This window comes from Bacillus sp. OV322, assembly GCF_900112495.1.
GTDB lineage: Bacteria > Bacillota > Bacilli > Bacillales > DSM-1321 > Peribacillus.
In genome coordinates this window covers 40,721-61,837 of record NZ_FOMA01000009.1, presented here as the reverse complement: position 1 = coordinate 61,837, position 21,117 = coordinate 40,721, and the positions used below count along the sequence as shown (strand labels likewise).

The 21,117-nt window shown below is 38.8% G+C and carries 25 protein-coding genes and 1 riboswitch; of the genes, 4 read left to right on the top strand and 21 right to left on the bottom strand.

Annotated elements, in window-relative coordinates; translation table 11 throughout:
• Positions 1-79: 79 nt before the first annotated feature.
• From BM126_RS19575 to BM126_RS19520, 12 genes are all read right to left on the bottom strand, one after another.
• Positions 80-529: a hypothetical protein gene (locus BM126_RS19575; RefSeq protein ID WP_256213194.1), complete on the bottom strand. Its 450-nt coding sequence runs from the start codon at positions 527-529 to the stop codon at positions 80-82.
• A gap of 243 nt (positions 530-772) precedes the next feature.
• Entirely contained in the window at positions 773-2,017 is a 1,245-nt protein-coding gene (locus BM126_RS19570; protein ID WP_090991105.1) for a DUF4153 domain-containing protein, read from the bottom strand.
• Positions 2,018-2,056: 39 nt separating this feature from the next.
• Entirely contained in the window at positions 2,057-2,272 is a 216-nt protein-coding gene (locus tag BM126_RS19565; RefSeq protein ID WP_090991104.1) for a helix-turn-helix domain-containing protein, read from the bottom strand.
• An 11-nt stretch (positions 2,273-2,283) separates the two neighbouring features.
• Positions 2,284-2,766, bottom strand: a complete 483-nt coding sequence (locus BM126_RS19560) for a DUF2975 domain-containing protein (RefSeq protein ID WP_090991103.1) — start codon at positions 2,764-2,766, stop codon at positions 2,284-2,286.
• A 385-nt stretch (positions 2,767-3,151) separates the two neighbouring features.
• Positions 3,152-3,760, bottom strand: a complete 609-nt coding sequence (locus tag BM126_RS19555) for a GNAT family N-acetyltransferase (protein WP_090991102.1) — start codon at positions 3,758-3,760, stop codon at positions 3,152-3,154.
• 338 nt (positions 3,761-4,098) lie between these two features.
• On the bottom strand, positions 4,099-5,340 hold the full coding sequence (locus tag BM126_RS19550; RefSeq protein WP_090991101.1) for an MFS transporter: 1,242 nt from the start codon (positions 5,338-5,340) through the stop codon (positions 4,099-4,101).
• Positions 5,337-6,383, bottom strand: coding sequence for a helix-turn-helix domain-containing protein (locus BM126_RS19545; protein WP_256213193.1), 1,047 nt, complete (start codon positions 6,381-6,383; stop codon positions 5,337-5,339). Before BM126_RS19545 ends, BM126_RS19550 begins: the two co-directional genes overlap by 4 nt.
• Positions 6,384-6,556: 173 nt before the next feature.
• Complete coding sequence (locus BM126_RS19540) at positions 6,557-7,567, bottom strand: aldo/keto reductase (RefSeq protein WP_090991140.1); 1,011 nt, start codon at positions 7,565-7,567, stop codon at positions 6,557-6,559.
• A 407-nt stretch (positions 7,568-7,974) separates the two neighbouring features.
• Positions 7,975-8,277 (bottom strand): ArsR/SmtB family transcription factor, encoded by a 303-nt coding sequence (locus BM126_RS19535; protein WP_090991100.1) that lies wholly within the window; start codon positions 8,275-8,277, stop codon positions 7,975-7,977.
• A gap of 337 nt (positions 8,278-8,614) precedes the next feature.
• Positions 8,615-9,262 carry a 2OG-Fe(II) oxygenase gene (locus tag BM126_RS19530; protein ID WP_177201515.1) on the bottom strand — a complete coding sequence of 216 codons (648 nt, stop codon included), beginning with the start codon at positions 9,260-9,262 and terminating at the stop codon, positions 8,615-8,617.
• A gap of 170 nt (positions 9,263-9,432) precedes the next feature.
• Positions 9,433-9,978, bottom strand: a complete 546-nt coding sequence (locus BM126_RS19525) for a response regulator (RefSeq protein WP_090991098.1) — start codon at positions 9,976-9,978, stop codon at positions 9,433-9,435.
• 194 nt (positions 9,979-10,172) lie between these two features.
• Positions 10,173-11,204 (bottom strand): Delta(5) desaturase DesA, encoded by a 1,032-nt coding sequence (locus BM126_RS19520; RefSeq protein WP_141770111.1) that lies wholly within the window; start codon positions 11,202-11,204, stop codon positions 10,173-10,175.
• Between the two features lie 289 nt (positions 11,205-11,493).
• Between BM126_RS19520 and BM126_RS19515 the strand changes: the two genes are divergently transcribed.
• Positions 11,494-11,694 carry a cold-shock protein gene (locus BM126_RS19515; RefSeq protein ID WP_090991097.1) on the top strand — a complete coding sequence of 67 codons (201 nt, stop codon included), beginning with the start codon at positions 11,494-11,496 and terminating at the stop codon, positions 11,692-11,694.
• A 424-nt stretch (positions 11,695-12,118) separates the two neighbouring features.
• Here the strand turns inward: BM126_RS19515 and BM126_RS19510 are convergent, their stop codons facing one another.
• Both BM126_RS19510 and BM126_RS19505 read right to left on the bottom strand, forming a co-directional pair.
• Complete coding sequence (locus BM126_RS19510; protein ID WP_090991096.1) at positions 12,119-12,643, bottom strand: cysteine hydrolase family protein; 525 nt, start codon at positions 12,641-12,643, stop codon at positions 12,119-12,121.
• Between the two features lie 118 nt (positions 12,644-12,761).
• Complete coding sequence (locus tag BM126_RS19505; protein WP_090991095.1) at positions 12,762-13,016, bottom strand: hypothetical protein; 255 nt, start codon at positions 13,014-13,016, stop codon at positions 12,762-12,764.
• A 261-nt stretch (positions 13,017-13,277) separates the two neighbouring features.
• Between BM126_RS19505 and BM126_RS19500 the strand changes: the two genes are divergently transcribed.
• On the top strand, positions 13,278-13,727 hold the full coding sequence (locus tag BM126_RS19500) for a YfmQ family protein (RefSeq protein ID WP_090991094.1): 450 nt from the start codon (positions 13,278-13,280) through the stop codon (positions 13,725-13,727).
• Positions 13,728-13,799: 72 nt separating this feature from the next.
• On the opposite strand, the gene BM126_RS19495 is transcribed toward BM126_RS19500, so the two are convergent.
• Entirely contained in the window at positions 13,800-14,669 is an 870-nt protein-coding gene (locus tag BM126_RS19495; protein WP_090991093.1) for a permease prefix domain 1-containing protein, read from the bottom strand.
• A 2-nt stretch (positions 14,670-14,671) separates the two neighbouring features.
• Positions 14,672-15,007: a PadR family transcriptional regulator gene (locus BM126_RS19490; protein WP_090991092.1), complete on the bottom strand. Its 336-nt coding sequence runs from the start codon at positions 15,005-15,007 to the stop codon at positions 14,672-14,674.
• A gap of 170 nt (positions 15,008-15,177) precedes the next feature.
• Positions 15,178-15,280: riboswitch (TPP riboswitch) on the top strand.
• Positions 15,281-15,401: 121 nt separating this feature from the next.
• On the opposite strand from BM126_RS19490, the gene thiW reads away from it, so the two are divergent.
• Complete coding sequence (gene thiW / locus BM126_RS19485; RefSeq protein ID WP_090991091.1) at positions 15,402-15,923, top strand: energy coupling factor transporter S component ThiW; 522 nt, start codon at positions 15,402-15,404, stop codon at positions 15,921-15,923.
• 234 nt (positions 15,924-16,157) lie between these two features.
• Here the strand turns inward: thiW and BM126_RS19480 are convergent, their stop codons facing one another.
• The 5 genes from BM126_RS19480 to BM126_RS19460 are packed head-to-tail and all read right to left on the bottom strand — an operon-like array spanning position 16,158 to position 19,893.
• Positions 16,158-17,096 (bottom strand): ABC transporter permease, encoded by a 939-nt coding sequence (locus BM126_RS19480; RefSeq protein WP_371261476.1) that lies wholly within the window; start codon positions 17,094-17,096, stop codon positions 16,158-16,160.
• On the bottom strand, positions 17,096-18,013 hold the full coding sequence (locus tag BM126_RS19475; RefSeq protein ID WP_090991089.1) for an ABC transporter ATP-binding protein: 918 nt from the start codon (positions 18,011-18,013) through the stop codon (positions 17,096-17,098). Before BM126_RS19475 ends, BM126_RS19480 begins: the two co-directional genes overlap by 1 nt.
• Complete coding sequence (locus BM126_RS19470) at positions 18,014-18,724, bottom strand: ABC transporter ATP-binding protein (protein ID WP_090991088.1); 711 nt, start codon at positions 18,722-18,724, stop codon at positions 18,014-18,016.
• Complete coding sequence (locus BM126_RS19465) at positions 18,721-19,101, bottom strand: GntR family transcriptional regulator (protein WP_071353317.1); 381 nt, start codon at positions 19,099-19,101, stop codon at positions 18,721-18,723. Before BM126_RS19465 ends, BM126_RS19470 begins: the two co-directional genes overlap by 4 nt.
• Positions 19,102-19,104: 3 nt before the next feature.
• Positions 19,105-19,893: a hypothetical protein gene (locus BM126_RS19460; protein WP_090991087.1), complete on the bottom strand. Its 789-nt coding sequence runs from the start codon at positions 19,891-19,893 to the stop codon at positions 19,105-19,107.
• A 211-nt stretch (positions 19,894-20,104) separates the two neighbouring features.
• Between BM126_RS19460 and BM126_RS19455 the strand changes: the two genes are divergently transcribed.
• Positions 20,105-21,037 carry a polyisoprenyl-teichoic acid--peptidoglycan teichoic acid transferase TagU gene (locus tag BM126_RS19455; RefSeq protein ID WP_090991086.1) on the top strand — a complete coding sequence of 311 codons (933 nt, stop codon included), beginning with the start codon at positions 20,105-20,107 and terminating at the stop codon, positions 21,035-21,037.
• The last annotated feature ends 80 nt before the right edge of the window (positions 21,038-21,117 follow it).

Here is a 21,117-nt window from a genome sequence, read left to right as displayed (position 1 = left end):
TTAATATGCAGGAGAATATACAAAAGACCTCTTCTTTTATTTAAATCCCCAGATATTTTTTGAAGGCTGCGAAATTCCCCTACTGCACTTTAAGGGAGAATCCATATAAAGCGTCTCCGTGGGACATGTGCTTATCCTTTTCATCCATCCACCACACACTATAGATATAATTATATGTTCCTGTTTTTCCCGGTGCTTTGAAATGTCCCTTTTCCACAGGTAATTCTATTTCTTTTTTGCCATTTACCAGCGAAAGATGAACCTCGTTTGGCTGAGGGTCATAATTAATCTTCAGTTCAATGTCAGCACCTGGTTGAACAGCAATAGGCTCTTTGGCTTTTGGCTGTGCAGAATCAACGCATACACCCTTATCTCCATCTCTCCAACAGTAGGAACCGAGTACAGTTTTATAGTGCTTGCCTTCTGTTACAATTTCAGTTTTTGGCGGCTTGCTCTCTTTTACATGGCTGTTTGTACAGCCAGTTAGAATGAGTACGATTAAACATAAAAAGGACATCCATCTTTTCACACAATCCCTCCTCTACCGCAATAGTCGTATTAAATAGATATTACGTTACAACTATGCGTCAAAAAAAAGCGGCCGAAGAAGCCGTGTTTATTAAACTAACGCACTCTTTTCTTATTTAATCTGTATTGTGAGGCGATCCTGTTGTTAAACCGAGTTGGTTCACCGCACGCCCCGCGGAAAGCGAGCATCCTGGAGCGAAAATCAGCCACCCTGTTTCAAAGCAATAAAGTTACGGAAACAGCCTTAAAAAAATGCAGGAAACGTAAATGTAACGAAGGCTGCCCATAGTCCATAGATCGGCAAATATTTAGTAACGGCATCTTGGATAGCTGAAGGTCCGGATTTGTTTTGCAGAAAACGCATGTAGGAAAGCATAATCCAACATAGATTTGCCCAGATAAGGATGTTTACCCCTAAAACAGCCAGTCTATTAGGCGTAATCCCATAAGATGACAGTCTGAATACGATGGCTGACAGGGCCACACTGTCAATGATAAGCGCAAGGACAATTAAGGCAGCATTTATATAATCTGAAATGGTCTTTTTTTCGTCTGAGTCGCTCTCGATAATGGAAAATATGGTAACGGCCAATACACCAAGGAGAATTCCGTTGAAGGCTATCAGAAAATTGCGGTCCAAGAATGGATTTTTCCCAACCCATATAACCGTTATCAGATAGACCAACAATGTGACCAGAACAAGAGGACTGAAAATTTTAGCTATATATGGGGTGATATTCTTAGCAAGTTTAAGATTCATTGATACCAGGTATGCAGCCACAATAGCAAGAGCGGCAGCACCAAATAAAATGACATTACTAAAATAAAAGTCTTTTATATCCAAACCAACAAAGGTAAATAAGTGCATGGTTAGCACCGCTAGTATCATTCCGCTAACTGCCATGCTGGCGTAGAGAATACCATATTCCAAATTAAATGTAATATAAGCTAATCTTGCACTGCCTTTTGAATAGTCATTACCTGTAAATGCAAGCATAACCAATCCCCATAAAAATATGGGAAGGTGTAAGTAAACAAGGATAGTACTGTCTTTATCATTTAATGGCAGCATGTTAAGGTAAATTCCGGAAATCAGGAACAACGCCGCTAGGGAATAAATAACTCTTTTCTTCGGAGGATTCTTGTAAACAAAATAGGCAGCAATAAAGGGAATTATACCAAATGCCAGGTTAATTGGAGCAATTGCTTCCTGTTCGACAAAATGGAAAATGACCCTGGTGCATATCCCGGCCAGAATGGCTAAAAGGCCCATGAATAAAAAATCTTTTTGAAGAAAGGAAGGTTTTTCTGTATTTGCCTTCTCCTTGAAATGCAATCTTTCATACCAGACACCAAGAACCTCAGAATCAGGATTTTGTTCCCATGCGCGTGAGAAAGACTTTTTAAAAGCTTTCGGGTCTTTTCTGTATATTCTCTCCAGCTCATGAGGGGCAGCAATATTATCAATAATCAAATTGTTAGTATCCATAGTTATACCTCCCCTAATATATGGTTTCATTCACAATGTTTAATGGTCTTCGTCACTTTTGTATTCTAAAATATCTCCAGGCTGACATTCCAAAGCCTTACAAATTGCCTCTAAAGTAGATAATCGAATTGCTTTCGCCTTTCCATTTTTCAATATAGAAAGGTTCGCCATTGTTATTCCAACCTTTTCCGATAGTTCTGTTACGCTCATTTTCCTTTTTGCTAACATCACATCAATATTGATGATAATTGCCATTGTTATTCACCTCAGACCGTTAAATCATTTTCTGATTTGATAGTAATTGCTTCTTGTAAAAGTTTTTGGAGAACAGCTGCAAAGACCGCGATAACCATCGAAGCAAAAGGAACAGCCAATCCGGCAAAGATAACTCCTGGTGCGTCGTCTGCTTCCGCAAAAACATAGAAGAGCGGCCAAACTAGCACATGCAAAATGCTGATTATAATGGCACAGTATTTGATTTTCTTTAAAGCTTTTACTGATAAATCGGAGAAAGCTTTATTTTTGTCAATATAGCGTAAAAGTTTGAAAGCCTGATACAAAGCAAAGTAAAAAGGAATTGCCGATGCATCAAAAATGATGAAAACGAGATATTTTATAAAAGCAAATGTTGGAACCAATTTTACTGCAAGGTTCGCCATCTCAGGCACCAAAAAGATGCACAGAGCAAGAACTGGGATTCCTAAAAGAATAACAGCTATTTTTAAAAACAACGTTGTTACTTTTTCCATAAAAAGCACCTCACATATTTATTATAATTTTGATTTTAATCTTTAATTTATCGATTTACAATAAATTTTTATTAAAATAAGCAATTTTTTTATCGTATACATTGGTTTTAAGCAAAATTAAAAAGCATTCCTCATTCATAGAAATGCTCTATAAATTTATAACTTGTACAGCAAACCTGCCTCGTTAGTGCCGTAAGAAAAGGGCTGCCGCAGCAACCCCTGTTAATAAACTAAAGCACCCAATAGTTGAAGTACAATTTCTTCAAAAACTTTTTACGGATGCTCCGCCTGTAGTCTAATTAACGGGGTATCAATTTCGACTAACCATTTGTTAGCTGCCTAATTGACCGCTCTAATCCTATGCTATGCACTGAAACCTGCTGCCTTAACTCATATGCAAATCCATCCCATATTGATAAAGATTTAATTTCTTAGCTATTGCCTGTGAGCGGAAATTATCCCAAGCCGTACTGTAAAGAGCATGACCTCCTATTTTTTGTATTTCCTTTACCCAAGCAATAGTACATTCCATCGCATATCCCTTCCCTCTGTATGCTTCTAGTGTTTCAACACTTGCCTCTGCTGCTTTATCATTCCTTTTCGCACTGCAGCATACAGAAACTGCACTACCATTCTCTTTGATGGCAAAAATAGGCTGTCTCCGTTCATATTGGTATAAAAGGTTTGGAAAATTTGATAGTAATGCTCCTTTATTTTCATTTGTTATTTTAATGTCACTGGATATCCTATTAAAATTTTCAGGAAATATGTATGCAGGACCCATCCAGATGTTGCTTATGTTTTTCACTTTATTAATACTACTTACTATTTTTCCAATATCAGTGTTTGCTGGATTTTGATTAACCATTTGTATTACTTCAAGGAGTGTTTTTTTAGGAAAAGACACGTTGAATCGAAGAATACTGCCTTCTTTAGTACGGCCAAGAAAAAGTAATGGTGCGGGACTGCTTATTGGTTCATTTATTTCTGTCATTTTTCTAGAGTTTTCTTTTTTAAAGGCTGTTTTCGTAAACTTTGTTGCTATGAAACAAGGTGGTTGATTTCCGCTCCAGGATGCTCGCTTTCCGCGGGGCAGCCGTTGAGCCTCCTCGGCTACGCCTGCGGGGTCTCACCTGTTCTGCTAATCCCGCAGGAGTCTCGCACCTTACACTCCAATCAACCTGACTTAACAATGGGAACGCCTCCATTACAAATAAAAAAAACAACAATCTTTAAGAAAAGAGCCTTTTTAAATAATACATCTGCCTGGATTTCCATCAGCTCGATATCTCGCACAAATATATCCCCCTTCATACTTAGATACCTTTTTATTCAACTTGTGCCTTCTGTTTTATTAACTGAGTTTTGGACATCAAGGAGATTGTTTTCTTTTTCTCCAAACGCAGAAAAAAAATAAAATAAACCAGGTGCTGCAATTAGGGTTCCAACAATTAAATATATTTCTCTGCTGCTGAAATGGATAAATTGTGATGAGGCGAAGAGGATTCCTAGTGGTGTGGTACTTCTAAAAAACAATAATCTGACCGCACTTAATTGAGATAAGCGCTCCCTGGGTGCTTCTTTTTGAAAAATTGCTGCACTATTTGCATTGTAGAGAGGAAACAGCGTCCCGCCAAATAATTCACATAACCAGGCAAACGAAGTTAGATGGACAAAAAAGAGCATTATAAATGATACACCTCCACCAACTAACCCCAAATACATAACTTGATTATTCCGTGGCAGCTTACGAAGTAATAACGTACCTAATGCATAACCAACAGAAAAGCAGCCTGAGAAAATAGCATATTCCCATGTCTCGCCCTTTAGGTCACCTCTTATAAATGGAACACTCAGTACCATCGAAGCCCCAACGGCAAATTGAACGGAAGAGGATAAGAAAGTAAGGCGTACCAGTTTTGGTTTTTGAAAGAAGATTTTATAACCAAGCTTCATTTCTGCCCACCAAAACTTTTTAGTCCAGGCAGGGATTCGTTGATTCAGCTTTACTTGAATACGGGATAAGGAGAGAAAGCTTATAAAGTACATCATTGCCGAAATTACATAGATGCATTGCATAGGCATAACAACCAAAAGCAAAGTAGTCACTCCAGGTGCAATAAAGGCCATCAGTCTTAGTGTACCATCAAGCAATCCATTTGCTGCGGCAAGCTCGTCTTCTTTGCAAATATCAGGCAGCAAAGAGAAAGCTAAGCTGGCATAGATAGGCTGCAATAACCCCAATATACATTGTAATAAGACAAGTCCTGTGATTGCCCCTGTATTTGAGAAAGCCCAATAGCCTAAAAGCGGGAGCGTATAAGAAATCGAACGGATTAACTGGATGTTTTTTAGCATTTTTCCTTTTTCAACATGGTTAAGAAATGGGGAGCTGACCATCTGCAGAATTAAAGAAGGGATAAAGTATACAAGCCACAGTACTCCCATCCATTCTTTAGAACCGGTAATTTCATATAATACAAGGCCATTAATAATTGCTCCTGCAGCTCCGCCAAATTCCGAAACTATTTCTCCAGCCCATAACGCTTTAAAAGCCCTGGAGGATTTTTTCATATTTGACCTCCAAGATATTCTGTCAGCAGTCCTGAAAAAGTCTGGATTTGATTAATATCCGCATAATATATTCCTTTTTCTGCTTTAATAAATTTTGCTGCCTTCAACAATGACAACTGATGATGCAGCGTCGTTTTTGAAATGTTGAATTGGCTGCTTAAATCCTGGAGTGATAGCGGACCCTTTACCAATTGATAGAGCAATCTTAAGCGGAGATCATCGCCTAATGCCTTATGCCCCTTAATTAAATGATTTGAAGGAACACCAGTGTCCAGAAGGCAGTCTTCGTTTATTGGGTAAAAGAAAATCTTTGTTTCTGGTGATCTGAATGTCAATACCCAGGGCCGGTATGAGACATGAGGAACCAATTTCACATTCCAAACAGATGGTTCTGGAGTATATATAATTCCATTTGTAATTTGTTCAATCTGTTCAATAGGATTATCCACTTTTAAGGAACTGTATTGTTTTTGCTCAAACTCAAGAGCTTGTATCCATTTTTCCCACTCCTCAAATTGACTTACCCATTGGTGCCAGCCATTCAAGACCTCTATTAACAAATCACAAATTTCTTCAAATGAATATTTTCCGAGAAAGCGTGTGTATTCTCCTAGATATTCATGATCTTTAAAAATAACCGCATATTTTTCAAAAGCTTCAGGATCATGAAAATCCCTCAAAGTTTCCCTTCTCAGTGGTTCACTCTCCCGGTTCTTATAAGGCAACAGTATTTTGTAGAATTTAGATGCCGTCATGTCAGCGAGACTGTGCGAAAAATCTTGAATAGTGGGTGATGATAAGTCATCTTGAAGCATAATAAGTGCGTACCAGAAATTTGTCATTTCTATTGTTTTTAAATGTCCCCTTAAGACTCCTGACATTTTAGCTTCTTCTAAAGCCCACTTTTCATCTAAATCAAATGTATGTCTAAGTTTTTCGTGAGTAAAACCTGAAATCCCAAGTATAGTTTCCCATACGGGCGAAAATTCCACTGATAGATTTACTTTTTCGGCAGCGTCCGACATCTGGTAAAGCTGTTTCAATGCGATTCCTCCAAAATTTCAATTTACTAAATTCTAATATATACGAATCTATAATTCAATATATTTTGAATTATTAATTATATTTTGTTTTGTTCATAGCTTTCTTTTATAGATGCAAAAAAAGGAGTGTCTCTAAATGGAACCAGAGACACTCCTTTTACTTTACTCTACTTTTATTTAGAGCTGATTGGCAGCGGTGCATGTGGTGCTATCAGTTTTTGTTCACGCATTTCTTCCCAGAATGCTGCAGGAATTACAGTGTTCAATGCCTCTTTATCTTCTGTAATCCGCTCTGGACGGCTGGCTCCAGGAATGACAGCAGCAACTGCTGGATTAGCCAATGAAAATTGTAAAGCAGCAGCCTTAATGCTGATTTGGTGACGATCTGCAATGTTCTTGATTTTCTCAACTTTTGCCATAATTTCCGGTGAGGCTTTTTGATATTCGAAGTGAGTACCTCCAGCAAGTACACCTGAACTGTATGGACCTCCGACGACAATATCCATATTGTGTTTTACTGCATCAGGCATGACCCGCTGCAGTGCACGTTCATGGTCCAATAATGTGTAACGCCCAGCGAGCAAGGATACATCTGGCTTTGCTTCTTCCAAATCCAGCATTAGTTCAATCGCTTCTGCCCGGTTCACGCCGAGTCCCCAGCCCTTAATCACTCCTTCTTCACGTAACCGTGTGAGCGCACGGAATGCACCTGTCCGGGCCATTTCAAATTGAGAAATCCATTCATCACCATAGAAATCCTGTGCTACATCGTGAATATAAACAAAGTCGATATAGTCTGTTTTTAAACGTTTCAAACTGTCCTCGATAGAGCGAAGGGTTGCATCCGCGCTATAGTCATTAATAATTTTATTCTTACGGCCGAATTCAAAGAGTCCCCCTTTTTCTCCCAAATCACGTCCAGATGGCTCTTCCAATTCATCGGAAATAATCCGGCCCACTTTTGTACTTAAAATGTAATCATCACGGTTTTTTTTCGACAGTGCTTCACCAAGACGAATCTCTGCCAATCCAGATCCATAAAGCGGAGCTGTGTCAAAGTAACGAATGCCGCTTTCCCAAGCAGCTTCCACTGTTGCGATTGCTTCTTCGTCTGGAATATCACGATACATATTTCCTAGTGGTGCAGAACCAAAACCAAGTTTACCCTTTAAAATGTTTTTCATTTGCATATTTATTACTCCTTTTTATATTAGGTTAGAGTGCTTTATATATGGAGAACAATAAAGCGATCCCATTGTTAAACCGGATTGATTGGAGTGTAAGTTGCGAGACTCCTGTGGGATTTGGGGGAAGGTGAGACCCCGCAGCCATTGCTCGTGAGGCTCACCGCCCGCCCCACTAAAAGCGAGACTCCGGGAGCGGAAATAACCCCCTTGTTCCATAGCAGCAAAGTCTACGAAAACAGCATAAAAAAGACTTTGATTTCTTCTATTCTATTTACCATTACAGGTTTCAATAAACATAAATCGTCATTTCGCATAATAACGATATGTATTATAAAAAAAGAAATCATGCAAGGAACTTATAAAATACAGAAAAACATTGAACATGCTCTATTGATCATTAGATCTTATATTTCATGTTCAATGATTTCTTTAAGCTGATTAAAAGCTTCTTCATTCCTTTTATAATATGTCCATTTTCCGTGACGTGTTGCTGTCACAAGTCCGGCGCGATACAGAATGGAAAGATGCTGAGAAGCTGTTGATTGTGTAACATTCAATTTTTCATGGAACTGTGTCACACACACCCCTACTTCGTGAAAATCCCTCATTTCTTGTAAAGAAAAATGCTTCTCTGGCTCTTTTAACCATTCTAAGATTTGCAGTCTTGTTTCATTTGATAATGCTTTAAAAATGTCAATTGGTTTCATGGTTTTTATTATATCGTCATATCACGAAATGTACCAGGATGATTGGAGCATAGGGTGCTGACCTCCTGCGGGATTAGCGGAAATCAGTCTCTTGTTCAATAACAGCTAAGTTTACGAAAACAGCCTTTTTTAATGATCCCATACTCTATGTCTTAGAAAAGGTTAATGAAAATTTATCCTCTGACAAATTGATTATAAATCAATACACTCAAAAAAAAAGTACGCACTTTAAAGTAATATAGGCACCAAAAAGTAATTTTATAAGTGATATTTAAAAACAAACCTATATCCACCTATATCCTGGAGTTACATCAATGGGTAGGGAATTTATAGTTTGCTATCTTAATTTTTGTCGTCTCATCCATTGGGTTGCTACCCATTTTTCACCTTGTATAACAGGTGCTCCCCCATGAAGGGTCAGTTCGTTTAGTGTTTGATCGTTGTAGAAATACTCGAAATAGACGGCAAGTCCCTTTTGAGGTGTTACAGAAAAGTTCAAGTTAGGGAAAAATGTTTCCCCGCCTTCTTCTACGTCATTTAAGTAGATTATAAGTGTACTAATCCTGTTGTTTTGAGCGGCTTTGCTAGTGGAGGAGAAAAAATCGTAATGGGGTTTATATTCTTGTCCAGGCTTATAGTTCAGGATTTGGATACCGTCGCTATTTTCATTGGGAATACCCATGATGGATGTTATTCGCTTTTCAATCTTAGAAATGGTATCGTTTTCATTTTGGTCAAAAAACATACCTCTGCTTGTCCGTATTTCGTTTACGCTGCTATCAGCACCTATTTTTGAGCGCAGAATCCTTGCTTTCGATAACTGGATGAGTTCAGCGCATTCTTCAAAACTCAGGACATTTCCCAAAACGACAACCAATGGTTCCTCAAATCTGGCAAGGATGCGGATTTCTCTGTCTTCCGTTTGAATCCTGTTTCCCGTATGACTAAAAATGGTCTGTTCTTTCGTGATAGTATCCGTTGTCACATTAATCAGCTCCTAGCTTCAATAGGTTAATAATACCATAAAACTCAAAAAATAGACTGCGGCAATTCTCAACTTTAACTAATTCCCCTAAGAAGCGCCAATCTACATTTCCAACTATTAGCGGCCTTATCCAAAAATAGGTGACCCTTTATGTGGTTGAAAAAATATTTCTACCCGGCCGGTAATTTCATTTTACCTTTGATGGCAGAAAGATATTTTCTTGCCGTACCAATCAGGTTATTTTGCTGATTAGAGGCTTTATTTGTGTTAAGACTATCATCCATCAGTCCTGACAATTCCATTTCGTGTTCATTTATAGCGGAGGCATCATCGATAAGTTCGGGGGAATAGATTCTCTTTCCATCCATGATGCCTCGTATGGAGCTTGCTAGCACGTCGCTCGGACTATCTTTCAATAAATAACCTCTTACATTCGCTTTTAAAGCACGCCTAAAATAACCATTCCTGCTAAACGTTGTCAAAATGATCACCCTGTATTCAAATGGCTGTAAAGCTTCTGCTGCATCAAGCCCGCTCTTTTTAGGCATCTCTATATCCATCATGCATATATCTGGCTGCAATTCGTGCACCATAGTAAGTGCTTCTTCCCCATTACTCGCTAGCCCGACAACTTCTATATCTTCTTCAAAATTGAGTAGAGAACTAATTGCCACTAATAGCATTTCCTGATCCTCTGCAATTACAATTCGTATCAATTCATATCTCTCCTTATTGGTCAGCTTATATTAAAAGGCTTTTTTATTTTAGATTGTGTTATTTAATGAGTTCTGTGAGGCAATCCCATTTTTGGAGAGTAAGGTGCGATACTCTTGCATATCAACAAAGTTTACGAAAACAGCCTATTAAAAAGACTCCCCTGAATACAAATGATTAAGGGGAGTCTGGCCCGTTATAGTTCGGGGTTCACTTTAATAGGAACACTTTTTTTCCTTAAATATTTTACTTCTTTAAAGCCGATGAAATTCTTGTTTTTCTCATCCCATAGGCGGAAACGGATCGACCGTAAGCTTGTAGCAAGAGTAATTGTCGGTACATTCTTTAACGGAAGCGTATTATTGTGTGCCTCTTCTAATTTATAGTTAGGGACCCTTGGACTTAAATGATGAACATGATGGTATCCGATATTACCAGTAAGGAATTGCATCAATTTTGGAAGCTTATAAAAAGAACTTCCTTCCACTGCTGCTAATACATATTCCCAATCCTTATTTTCTTCAAAATAAGAATCCTCAAAAGTATGCTGTACGTAAAACAGCCAGATGCCCACTGAACCAGATATTAAGAATATCGAGCCTTGTACTAAAAGGAATGATTGCCAGCCCACTGCCAAGCATAGTACTCCTGCTAAAACAACGATGAGTACATTTGTCAAATAGGTATTCATTTTCTCCTTCTTTCTAGCACCTTTTCTGTTAAATCTATTTTTAAGAAGGAAAACATAAATTGGACCTAATCCAAACATAACCAATGGATTGCGATAAAAACGATAGGCTAAACGAAGTTTAAGCGGTGCAGCCAAATATTCATCCACTGTAAGAGTCCAAATATCTCCTGTGCCTCGCTTATCTAAATTACCGCTTGTAGCGTGATGAACAGAATGCTCATGTCCCCATTGATCAAACGGAAATAAAGTCAGAACACCCATTCCTGTTCCCACGATTCTATTGACACGGCGGTTTTTAAAAAAGGAATGATGCGTACAATCATGAAAAATAATGAAAATACGAGTCAAGAATCCAGCAGCTATCACAGCTGGAACTAATGTTAACCAATAAGAAACGGAAAGGCTCAGATATGCCAGATACCATAAGATAATAAATGGCCCAAGCGTATTAATAATCTGCCAAATACTTTCCTTCGTCGTCGATTGTTCAAATGGAGCAATTTGTTTTTTCAAGTTTTTTGTATTTTGTAAGGTCATTATTCAAATGCACTTCCTTTTGTTTGTGCTGTACTTCAAATTATAAAGGAAGAATAAGGACATTATTAGGCCCAGATGTCATGTCCAGTACATGATAAATGTCATGTATACATTTAATTCAAGCTGCATTTTTGTAACAGATCCAGTAATTTGCAATATCTTCAGTATGCTGTTATCATAAAAGGGAATATTTTTGTTCGGTGTAATGAAATAGTATCAATGTGGACTTTTCTTCTCGTGAGCAAAAATATTAATATATTGTGTTTTTACGCACTAGGAGGCAACAAAAATGGAACAAGGTACAGTAAAATGGTTTAACGCAGACAAAGGCTTCGGTTTCATCGAACGCGAAGATGGAGACGACGTATTTGTACATTTCTCTGCTATTCAATCTGAAGGATTCAAATCTTTAGACGAAGGTCAAAAAGTTACTTTTGACGTTGAGCAAGGCCAACGCGGACCACAAGCGACTAACGTTCAAAAAGCTTAATTCCATATGAATGTCACAAACAAGTTCTTTGTTAAAAGAGCTTGTTTTTTTATATTCTCCTGAAATTGCATAATAAAAAAACCTGCTCATGTTTCGAGCAGGGAGATGGTACAGGTAATATAAAAAGATTTAAAGCTTAAAAGGTTTGTAAACATTATAACATATTGGATTGACAATATGGGGATATACAGATTTATACAATCTCACGCCACCCATCTGAACGAAAAACCACATCGGGAATGCACCGATAATTAGCCAGATCGATTTCCACGATTTCTTATCTTTTACTCTGAGGGTAAACTCCTGATAGAAAGGAGAAATTTTTATTTGAAATACTTCGCTATCATTTTTAAAATTGTAAACACAGTTGCACTACTTCTTTAACAAACACATTAAATAGATAAAGCGCATTTTTCGGATTCAGTTATGTATTAAATATTATCTCAGTGCTAGGAATAACAGTTGCAAACCAGCGTAATACGGAATTGTGATGGTTAATAATTTGTTGAGCTGTGATTTCACCCGAATTCCATGTACTATGTGCATCAGAAGCTAAAGTGACTTGAAATCCAGCACTAAACGCCCTCCTGCATGTTGTATCAACACACGCCTCTGTTTGAATGCCCGTTATAATTAAATGCTCAATACCCCGTGTTTTCATTTCATTCTCTAAAGCGGTTTTAAAAAACGCATCTGGCGTTGTTTTTTGTATAATAACATCTTGGTTCCGTGGAGAAATATTGGGGTGAATCTCCCCGCCCTTTGTACCATATTCCAGAGGATGTCCAACAGGCCCATTATGCTGGATATAAAAAATAGACGCTTCTGCCAAACGCGCCTGATTTATTAAACGTTCTAAATTTTCAAGCAGGCTAACACTCTTATATACTTCGTTACCTACATTGAACATTCCATTTTGTACATCAATAATTAATAATGCTTGCTTCATTATTATCTTCTCCTTAATCAAACGCCCATGCAGGTTTTAGATAACAGCCTCAATTGTTAGACCATCAAAATTCTTTTATTTTCCGCTTTCTGCTTCAATTCAAATGATTACCAGTGTTTCATGATGACCTGAGTTTTGACAGTATGTTTTGCGCCTTGTGCTGATCTTCTTTTTTAACATAAAAATCATATATCGCTATAGTGCTTGTGTTATTGATATGTTGCTGGCCCAGTGCCGGGCGGTTTCCTGAATTGCTTTTAACTTTGTAGCGCAAGCCTTCGCTTTGGAAGCACTGAGCTGCTTTAAAATAATGTTCATCGCCAACTGCTGTATAAACGAGCACCTTGTTAAATAAAAAATCGAATAGCCCCACACTCACACTTCCCTCAGAAAATTAGTCATCCACAAATGGTGTACATATACTATTCTTTTTCCGCAATAAGAATTCCTTTTTTCACTAAGTTATTTCTAATCTCTGTAACCTATTCAGCCCTTTCCTTCAGCTTCTTCCAATTTGTCTTCTTGAACTTTTTGTGACATATTTCACATTTTATTGTATTACAAAAATGGTAGGCATATTATAAATATGAAATGATGTATATATCAATTTAAAACATTACGGAGATGATAAAGTATGACTGGACTTGCTTTGGTTTTGACCATTCTCTTTGGACTATTAAAAATATTGATTTCCTGTCTTCCTTCCGATTCAGTGAAATGGATTATAGGCAAGTATGAAATGCATGCAAAGCTTAATGCTGAAAATACTGTCGTGACCTATGAAGGTAAACGCATTGAAGGTGAAGAGGCAAATCAAGTCATTGATACTTTCAACAAAGGCATATTTTTAGAGCAATATTATATCTTCCCAGGAAATGAACAAATGTTTCTGCATCCTGAAAACGGCGGAACTCCATTAGTCATTGACACCAAACAAGGCAAAAAAGATGTAAAGCTGTTTTTGTACAGCTACAAAGACCATGTGGATGTAGTCAAACAGTACAAAAAGAAAACAATTTCCTATAGCCTTCGTTCCGCTAAGCTCCAAGAGCGCTCTATGCCATTAACAGCGGAAATCGTTTGACCTAATAAAATATCACAAAAAATAGCAGCTGAATATATCAGTTGCTATCTTTTATCTTCGAATTTATTTTGCTTAATTCAATACACCTTTTAACTGTCTATTTTGTTTCCTCACACTCAACCAAACAACAACAAGAACAATAAATAAAGAAAAGAATAAAATTGGCAGCTGGTAAAAAGACCAAATACTAGGTCCATAATATTTTAATTGATGGTACTTTTCAATCGTCTTTTCATAAGATTTTTTGTATTCATATTGAACAATCCACTTTCCATTTGCCTCGATAACTGTGCCTAAATCATAATCGTTCGGTACAATTTGATCTTTTTCTTTAACAACATCACCATTTCCAATTACAATAGCCGCTTTTGAATATTCAATTGGAAAGTGTGTGTCAGGCCCTTTTTTCACTTCTTCATTATCTTTTAACCAACTTCCTAAATCAGAGGCTGGAAAGACGGCTACCAAATTCAGTTTATCTTGGTATTTTTTAAACACATCTAGTATCTGTTCTTTTTCTTTTTCGGACACTTTACTTGAAGTATCCAATACATCGAATATATCATTCATAATCGTTTCTTTTTCTTGATCGGCTACTTTGATGTTTTTTAATTCTTCATTATATTCCTTTACTCCTGAGAATGGAGTTGTGAGAAAGAAAATACACAATACTAAAAAGATAAGTGCAAACGATAATACATAATTAGTAAATTTCTTTTGAACTTTAAAAAACTCGGATAACCCTTTTACAATTTGGTTTTTTCCTCCGAAATTTTCCATTGCTATACGGATTGCTTCTTCCTCAGTTTTTCCTTCTGATTTTAACTCCTCTACAGCTTCTAATAAATGTGAACGCATTTCCTGCTTTAACTCTTCGATATCTTGTTTATCACCAGTAACATCTTTATAGATAGAATTTACATATTTATCTACCTGTTTCAAAGTTATTCTCCCCCTTCGATGAATGTATCAATAATTTTTTTAACAAATTGCCATTCCTTTCGCTTTTCCTTAAAGCCTTCTTCACCTAATGGTGTAAGTTTATAATATTTCCGTCTTCCTCCTGGTCCTTGTTCATCGCCCCAGTAAGAAGAAATCCATTTGTTATTTTCCAATCGCTTTAATGACAAATACAGCGTACCTTCTTTAAGTTCAAACTGTTCTTCACTTTTTTCACGAACCAATTTCGCTACTTCATATCCGTACATATCCCTTTTATGTAATAACGATAGAATTAATGTATCTATATGTCCTTTTAAAACCTCTTTGTTAATCTCCAAACTTTTCCACCTCCTTAATTATTTATAAAATATATTACCTAATAATACAAGGTATTATTAAAAAATTTTTTAGGTTATAAGCCCTGCTAAAATGTTCCTTGACAATTTTTCGGTAAATTTCTGCTTACATTTATCGTCTCCCGTGATATGATGCTAATAATTGGATAGCAAGTTTAAGCTAGGGGAGCCTTTTCGGCTGAGATTGAACACTGTTCTAAACCCTTTGAACCTGAACCGGGTCATGCCGGCGGAGGAAAGCGGATTGCCGATTTAAAGATGAGATCGTACCCTGCTTTTTTTCAAAGCGGGGTTTTTTGTTTGTTTTAATACCATGTCTCCTCTCAGTGCCCTGCTGAAACTTGTTAGTCAAAAAAATTAAAGGGAGAGGATTTCATTGAACAATATTAAAAAGCTTACACTTACAGCCATGATTACTGCATTAACGGCAGCCAGCAGCTCATTCGTTTATTTCCCAGCCGGTGCAGCGAGAATATTCCCGATTCAGCATCTTGCCAATGTTCTTACTGCCGTCATGCTCGGGCCAGCTTATGCGGTTGCCGGGGCATTTACCGTTTCCCTGCTTCGCAACCTGACAGGAACAGGTTCGATTTTTGCTTTTCCGGGCAGCATGATTGGTGCCCTTCTTGCCTCCATTTTGTATAAAAAAACGAAGGGCGTGGTTTTTGCCTGCCTCGGGGAGGTCATAGGCACCGGTGTCATCGGGTCTCTCTGCTGCTACCCGATCGCCCTTTTGTTTCTCGGCAAAAAAATTGCCCTGTTCGGATTTCTGCCTGCGTTCATACTCAGCTCCTTCACCGGCGCCATCATTGCTTTTATTCTATTAAAAGTACTGTTGAAAAACAGCTACTTGAAGAAAACGATATTTGAAAAAAACATGGTGAACCGCCGAATGTAATTCGCTGGAATCATAGGGGATTTGGCTCGAATCTGGCCTGAATTGGCTCGAATCATAGGGAATTTGGCTCGAATCAACCAGGAGTTGCAACCTATTATCCAATTAATTGGAAATAAGTCACTATGAAAACCCTGCATTAAGGACAAAACTACACCTTTTAAATGCTACAAATCTATCTAACGCAAAAAAAGCTTCAGATCCACCCAAAAAGGGCCGAGATCTGAAGCTTTCATTTTATGCCGCGATATCTCTCTTCACAAATGTAAGGAAGGCGACAACATGGAAGATAATAAAGTAAATGAGCAGCATGACGAGCGAGAATGATAGGGTCATGCCATCGATCAAAGCGTTGCCGTCAAAGTATGGTGTTAAGTCCACATTTGCAAACAGCAGGTATTTTGCCCAATCGAATTTCATGGCAAGAAGGTTGGTGATGCTTGCTCCTGATAAAAGCAGGAAAATGGATACTCCAATTGCAAGCGAGCTATTGCGGAAAGCTGCTGAAATCATGAAGGCCATTGTGGTGTACATCAGCATCGATATAGAAGAAATCCCATAAGCCCCAATCAGATGCATAATCTGATTTCTCTCAACAATATGGCCATCTGTATATGCCAGATATGGAGATGTATCGCCAAACCCGAAGAATATAGCTCCAAAAATAAGGCTTAGCACAAACAGGACAACAAGATTTAACAGTGCATAGACGATGACCGCCGCATACTTGCTCATTAGGATTTTCACACGGCTGATAGGGCGGATCATGAGCAGTTTAATGGTGCCCCAGCTGAATTCATTGGCTACGATACCAGCTGCTATGATAATAGTAAAGAGTGCTACTAAACTGATGACACCCTGCATATCATCCATAAAGCTCCACACGGTATAATGGTCTTCCGGCAGATTATGTTCAATGCGGTAGTCATTTTCAGCAATACTTTTTTTCATATAATTCTTAGCTGAATCACCGGGAACACTTTTCATATCTTCTTCTAACTGTTTGTTTTCTGCTTTAAGCTCTGTTTTCCAATTGGAATTTGGCTTTGCATCATCCTTGTTGAAGATATTAAGAGTGATAGCTCCTCCCAGCACCAACAGCACAAGCAGGCCAAGCATGATTATCGTTGCTTTTCGTTTAAAAATTTTCACCCATTCGTTTATAATCAAACCCATTATGCGACTCCTCCTTCACCGGTGATTTCGAGGAATTTATCTTCCAGTGAAACATGTACAGGAGAGGCCTCAAAAATTTCACACTCGTTTTCTACTAATTTTTTAATAACCTGCGGGATCGGAATCTGGACGGCATCAATTTCAAGATTCTGGCCAGACACTTTAATATCCGCTTCAGGATATGACGCGCGCAGAATGTCTTGTGCCTTTTGCAGAGGCTTCACGCGGATATGATGGGCATGTTTTTCTTCCTTCATGATTTCGCGGACATTTTGCACATCGACTATTTTTCCTTTCTGGATGATGCCGATTCTGTCGCACATCATTTCCATTTCAGAAAGAAGATGGCTCGATACAATGATCGCGATATTCTCTTCGCGGGCGAGCTTCTTCATATAATCTCTCATTTCGCGGATTCCTGCCGGGTCAAGGCCATTTGTCGGTTCATCCAGAATCAGAACCTTTGGGCGGTGCAGCAAGGCTTGAGCAAGGCCAAGTCTCTGCCTCATCCCAAGGGAGTAGGTTTTCACTTTTTCCTTCAAGCGGTCCTTCAGCCCGACAAGATCTGCCACCTCGTCTATTCTTTCCTTTGTAATGCTTTTATTCATTCTGGCATAATGCTTCAGATTATCGTAGCCTGACATGAATTTATACATTTCCGGATTTTCGACGATGGCTCCAACATTCTTGACGGCATCTTCAAAATTCGTTTTCACACTGTGTCCGGAAATATGGATATCTCCTGAGGTAATCTGCATAAGGCCTACAAGCATCCTGATTGTAGTCGTCTTACCGGCGCCGTTTGGACCCAGAAACCCGAATACCTCTCCTGCATATACTTCAAAGCTGATGTCGTCAATGATGGTTTTGTTTTTAATTTTCTTCGTTACATTTGTTAATGAAACAACGGTTTCCACTCAAACACTCTCCTTTTTGCGTTCAAAACAACTCTTCATCCATCCTAGCACAGATTTACCATGAAGCTCCCTGATGCTTTCTACTTCTTCTTTGGCAATAATATGTCCTGCATCAATTAAAATCACTTCATCGAGGATGGTTTCAATTTCGTCGATTTCATGTGTAGCGATGATAACTGTCTGCTGCTCGAAATCGATAAATGAAAGCATGCTTGCGACCAATGAATCACGGACCATGGGATCCAGTCCTGAAAAAGGTTCATCCAGCAGAATAACCGGCGCCGTGCGGGACAGGGCCAAAACCAGCTTAACCCTTCCGCGATTCCCCTTTGACAGGGAAGCGACGCGCGACATGGAAGCAATTCCCATAAATTCTAGCATTTCATCCGCCTTCTGTCTATGGAAATCGGGAAATTGGGAATGATGAAAATCAATCAGTTCTGCTACGGTAAACTGTCCATAGACAATATCAATTTCAGGTAAATAGGCTACCTTTGAGGCGATTCTTCTGCCGGGCTTCTCCCCGTCGACCCTGATTTCACCTTCTGAGGGTCTTGCCAAACCGGAAATCAATTTAAGCATGGTCGATTTTCCGCTGCCGTTGGAACCAAGCAAGCCGTATATTTTCCCTTTCTCAAAGGAAAGCGAAACATCCTTTAATGCATATGTCCCCCCGTAATGCTTAATCACGTTTTTTAAGCTGACACTCATTCTGCATTGCCCCCTTTTTCCATGAAGTAGTGCTGCACGCCTTCAACCATTTCGTCTGCTGTCAGCCCAAGCTCCTTCATGTTGCCCACAAACGTTTCAATCAGCTCTTTTTTCATGCGATTTTGCAGGGAAGAGACAATCCCCGGATCTTCTTTGACAAATGTCCCCTGGCCCCTCTTCGTTTCCACAATGCCTTCCCTCTCAATCTCAGCGTATGTCCGCTGTATCGTATTTGGATTCACACCCATATTCACAGCCATTTCTCTCACAGACGGAAGCTTATCTCCATACGAGATTTCGCCCCGCACAATCGAGGAATAAATCCTGTCTGCTACCTGCAGATATATGGGCTTTGAAGAATGAAATTCCTCTGCCATGTTTTACACCTCAATCTTTCGGTCAAAAAGCCGTGCTGATAGCCAAAAAGCAAAAATGAAGAAAATGGTCCTTAATGCGAGAATCATAATGGAAGAACTGTTTTCGGCTGTTAAAAATCCTACTGAATGGAAGGTAATCTTAAAATTGCTTACCGTATGGAAATGAAAACTTCCGATGCTCTCCATTTTTTTATAAAAAGCAAATGTTGTCATCCAGTTCCATAAAACAGTAATTGCAGCAAAACCCAGAATAGCAGCAAGCCAGCGGACCCTTCTCACAATCCTGACCCTTGCAAGTGAATGATAAAGATTCCACAGCAAGAGGACAATGCCTCCGATAAATAAGCTTGAAACTGAAACGGCGGCCGCAAGCACCAGCAATTCGCCAAATGTTGGCTCACCTATTACCTTCGCTCCTCCTCTGAAAAAAATATCCTCACTAAAATGCAGGACCACAAATGCAAGAAAACAGGCAGCTAGGATGGACAGGAAATGAAGAAACAGGCTCATTATAAGCTTTGCACCAAGCAAAAGCCCCGAGGAATTCGGATTATGCAGCCATAGCTGCGTTTTTCCGTCAGCCGAAAGCAAATAGCACAAAAATGCCGGTATGCCTCCCATATGAAATAAAATCATGCCAAACATCATCAGGGTAAACACGCTTGAGTTACGGAAATACCACGACGAGGCATATCCAATGATAAAGAAGGCAGCCTGCAGAAACAGCAGCACATACAGCATCTTTTTACCAATCAGCCACTCCTTTTTCAGCAATCCTTTCAACGCAAACATACGAATCAGCACCTTCACTGTATTTTTTTGTTATATTAGTGTTCTAGTTAAATAGTACACTGAGACAAACGAAAGTGTCAAACCTATTTTTGAAAAATAATCATTCTTTGTAAAAAAATACAATTTTAGATAAAAAATTCTATTCAACTGCTCCGCGCTATCCTATAATTATCTAAATAAAGATTGATATGAAACAAGAAGGGAAACGATCATGAGCAAAGAAAAAAGACGAAGAAAGAAAAGGAAATGGCCAAAAGCATTTGGCATCATTGTCCTATTGCTTGTTTTAGCCGCTGGCGCTTATGCATACTCTGTTTATCACTCTTTAACTGCCGTTGTCGATACCATGCATAGACCCATTGACCGGGATAAATCCGAAAAACGCGCAAAACCGGTAGCACTGGCGAAGAAAGATCCATTCTCCGTCCTTATGCTTGGCGTGGATGAGCGCAAAGGAGATCGCGGCCGCTCTGACACCATGATAGTACTGACCGTCAATCCGAACAATAATTCCGTTAAAATGCTCAGCATTCCGCGTGATACCCGAACAGAAATTGTCGGCCATAACACCGTAGACAAAATCAATCATGCCTACGCTTTTGGAGGAGTGAAAATGTCGATGGAAACAGTCGAAAAATTCCTTGATATCCCGGTGGATTATTATATGAAAATCAATATGGAAGGCTTTAAGGATATCGTCGATGCCGTTGGCGGAATCACAGTCTACAATGATTTGGATTTCACTTCTGATGGCACCCACTTCCCTAAAGGCAATGTTACATTGAACGGAGAACGAGCATTAAAATTCTCAAGGATGAGGCATGAAGACCCGCGCGGAGACTTCGGCCGCCAGCAGAGGCAGCGTGAAATCATCCAGCAGGTCATCAATGAAGGAGCAAGCGTATCAACACTTGCCAATTACGGAGATATCTTCAAAGCCTTGAGCACAAACGTCCAAACCAACCTAACTTTCAAGGAAATGATCGATATCCAGAAAAACTACAAAGCTGCCGGCCGCAACATACAGCAAATGAGCATCAAAGAAACCGGCACCATGATCAACAAAATCTACTACGGACTCGTAGCTGACGATGAAAAGCAGCGGATCCAAAAAGAAATGAAAACCCAATTAGAACTGAACTAAAATAGGAAAAGCTGTTTAGAAACTATATCCGAACAGCTTTTTTTAATCGCTATTTTCGTAAACTTTGTTGTTTTATTTTA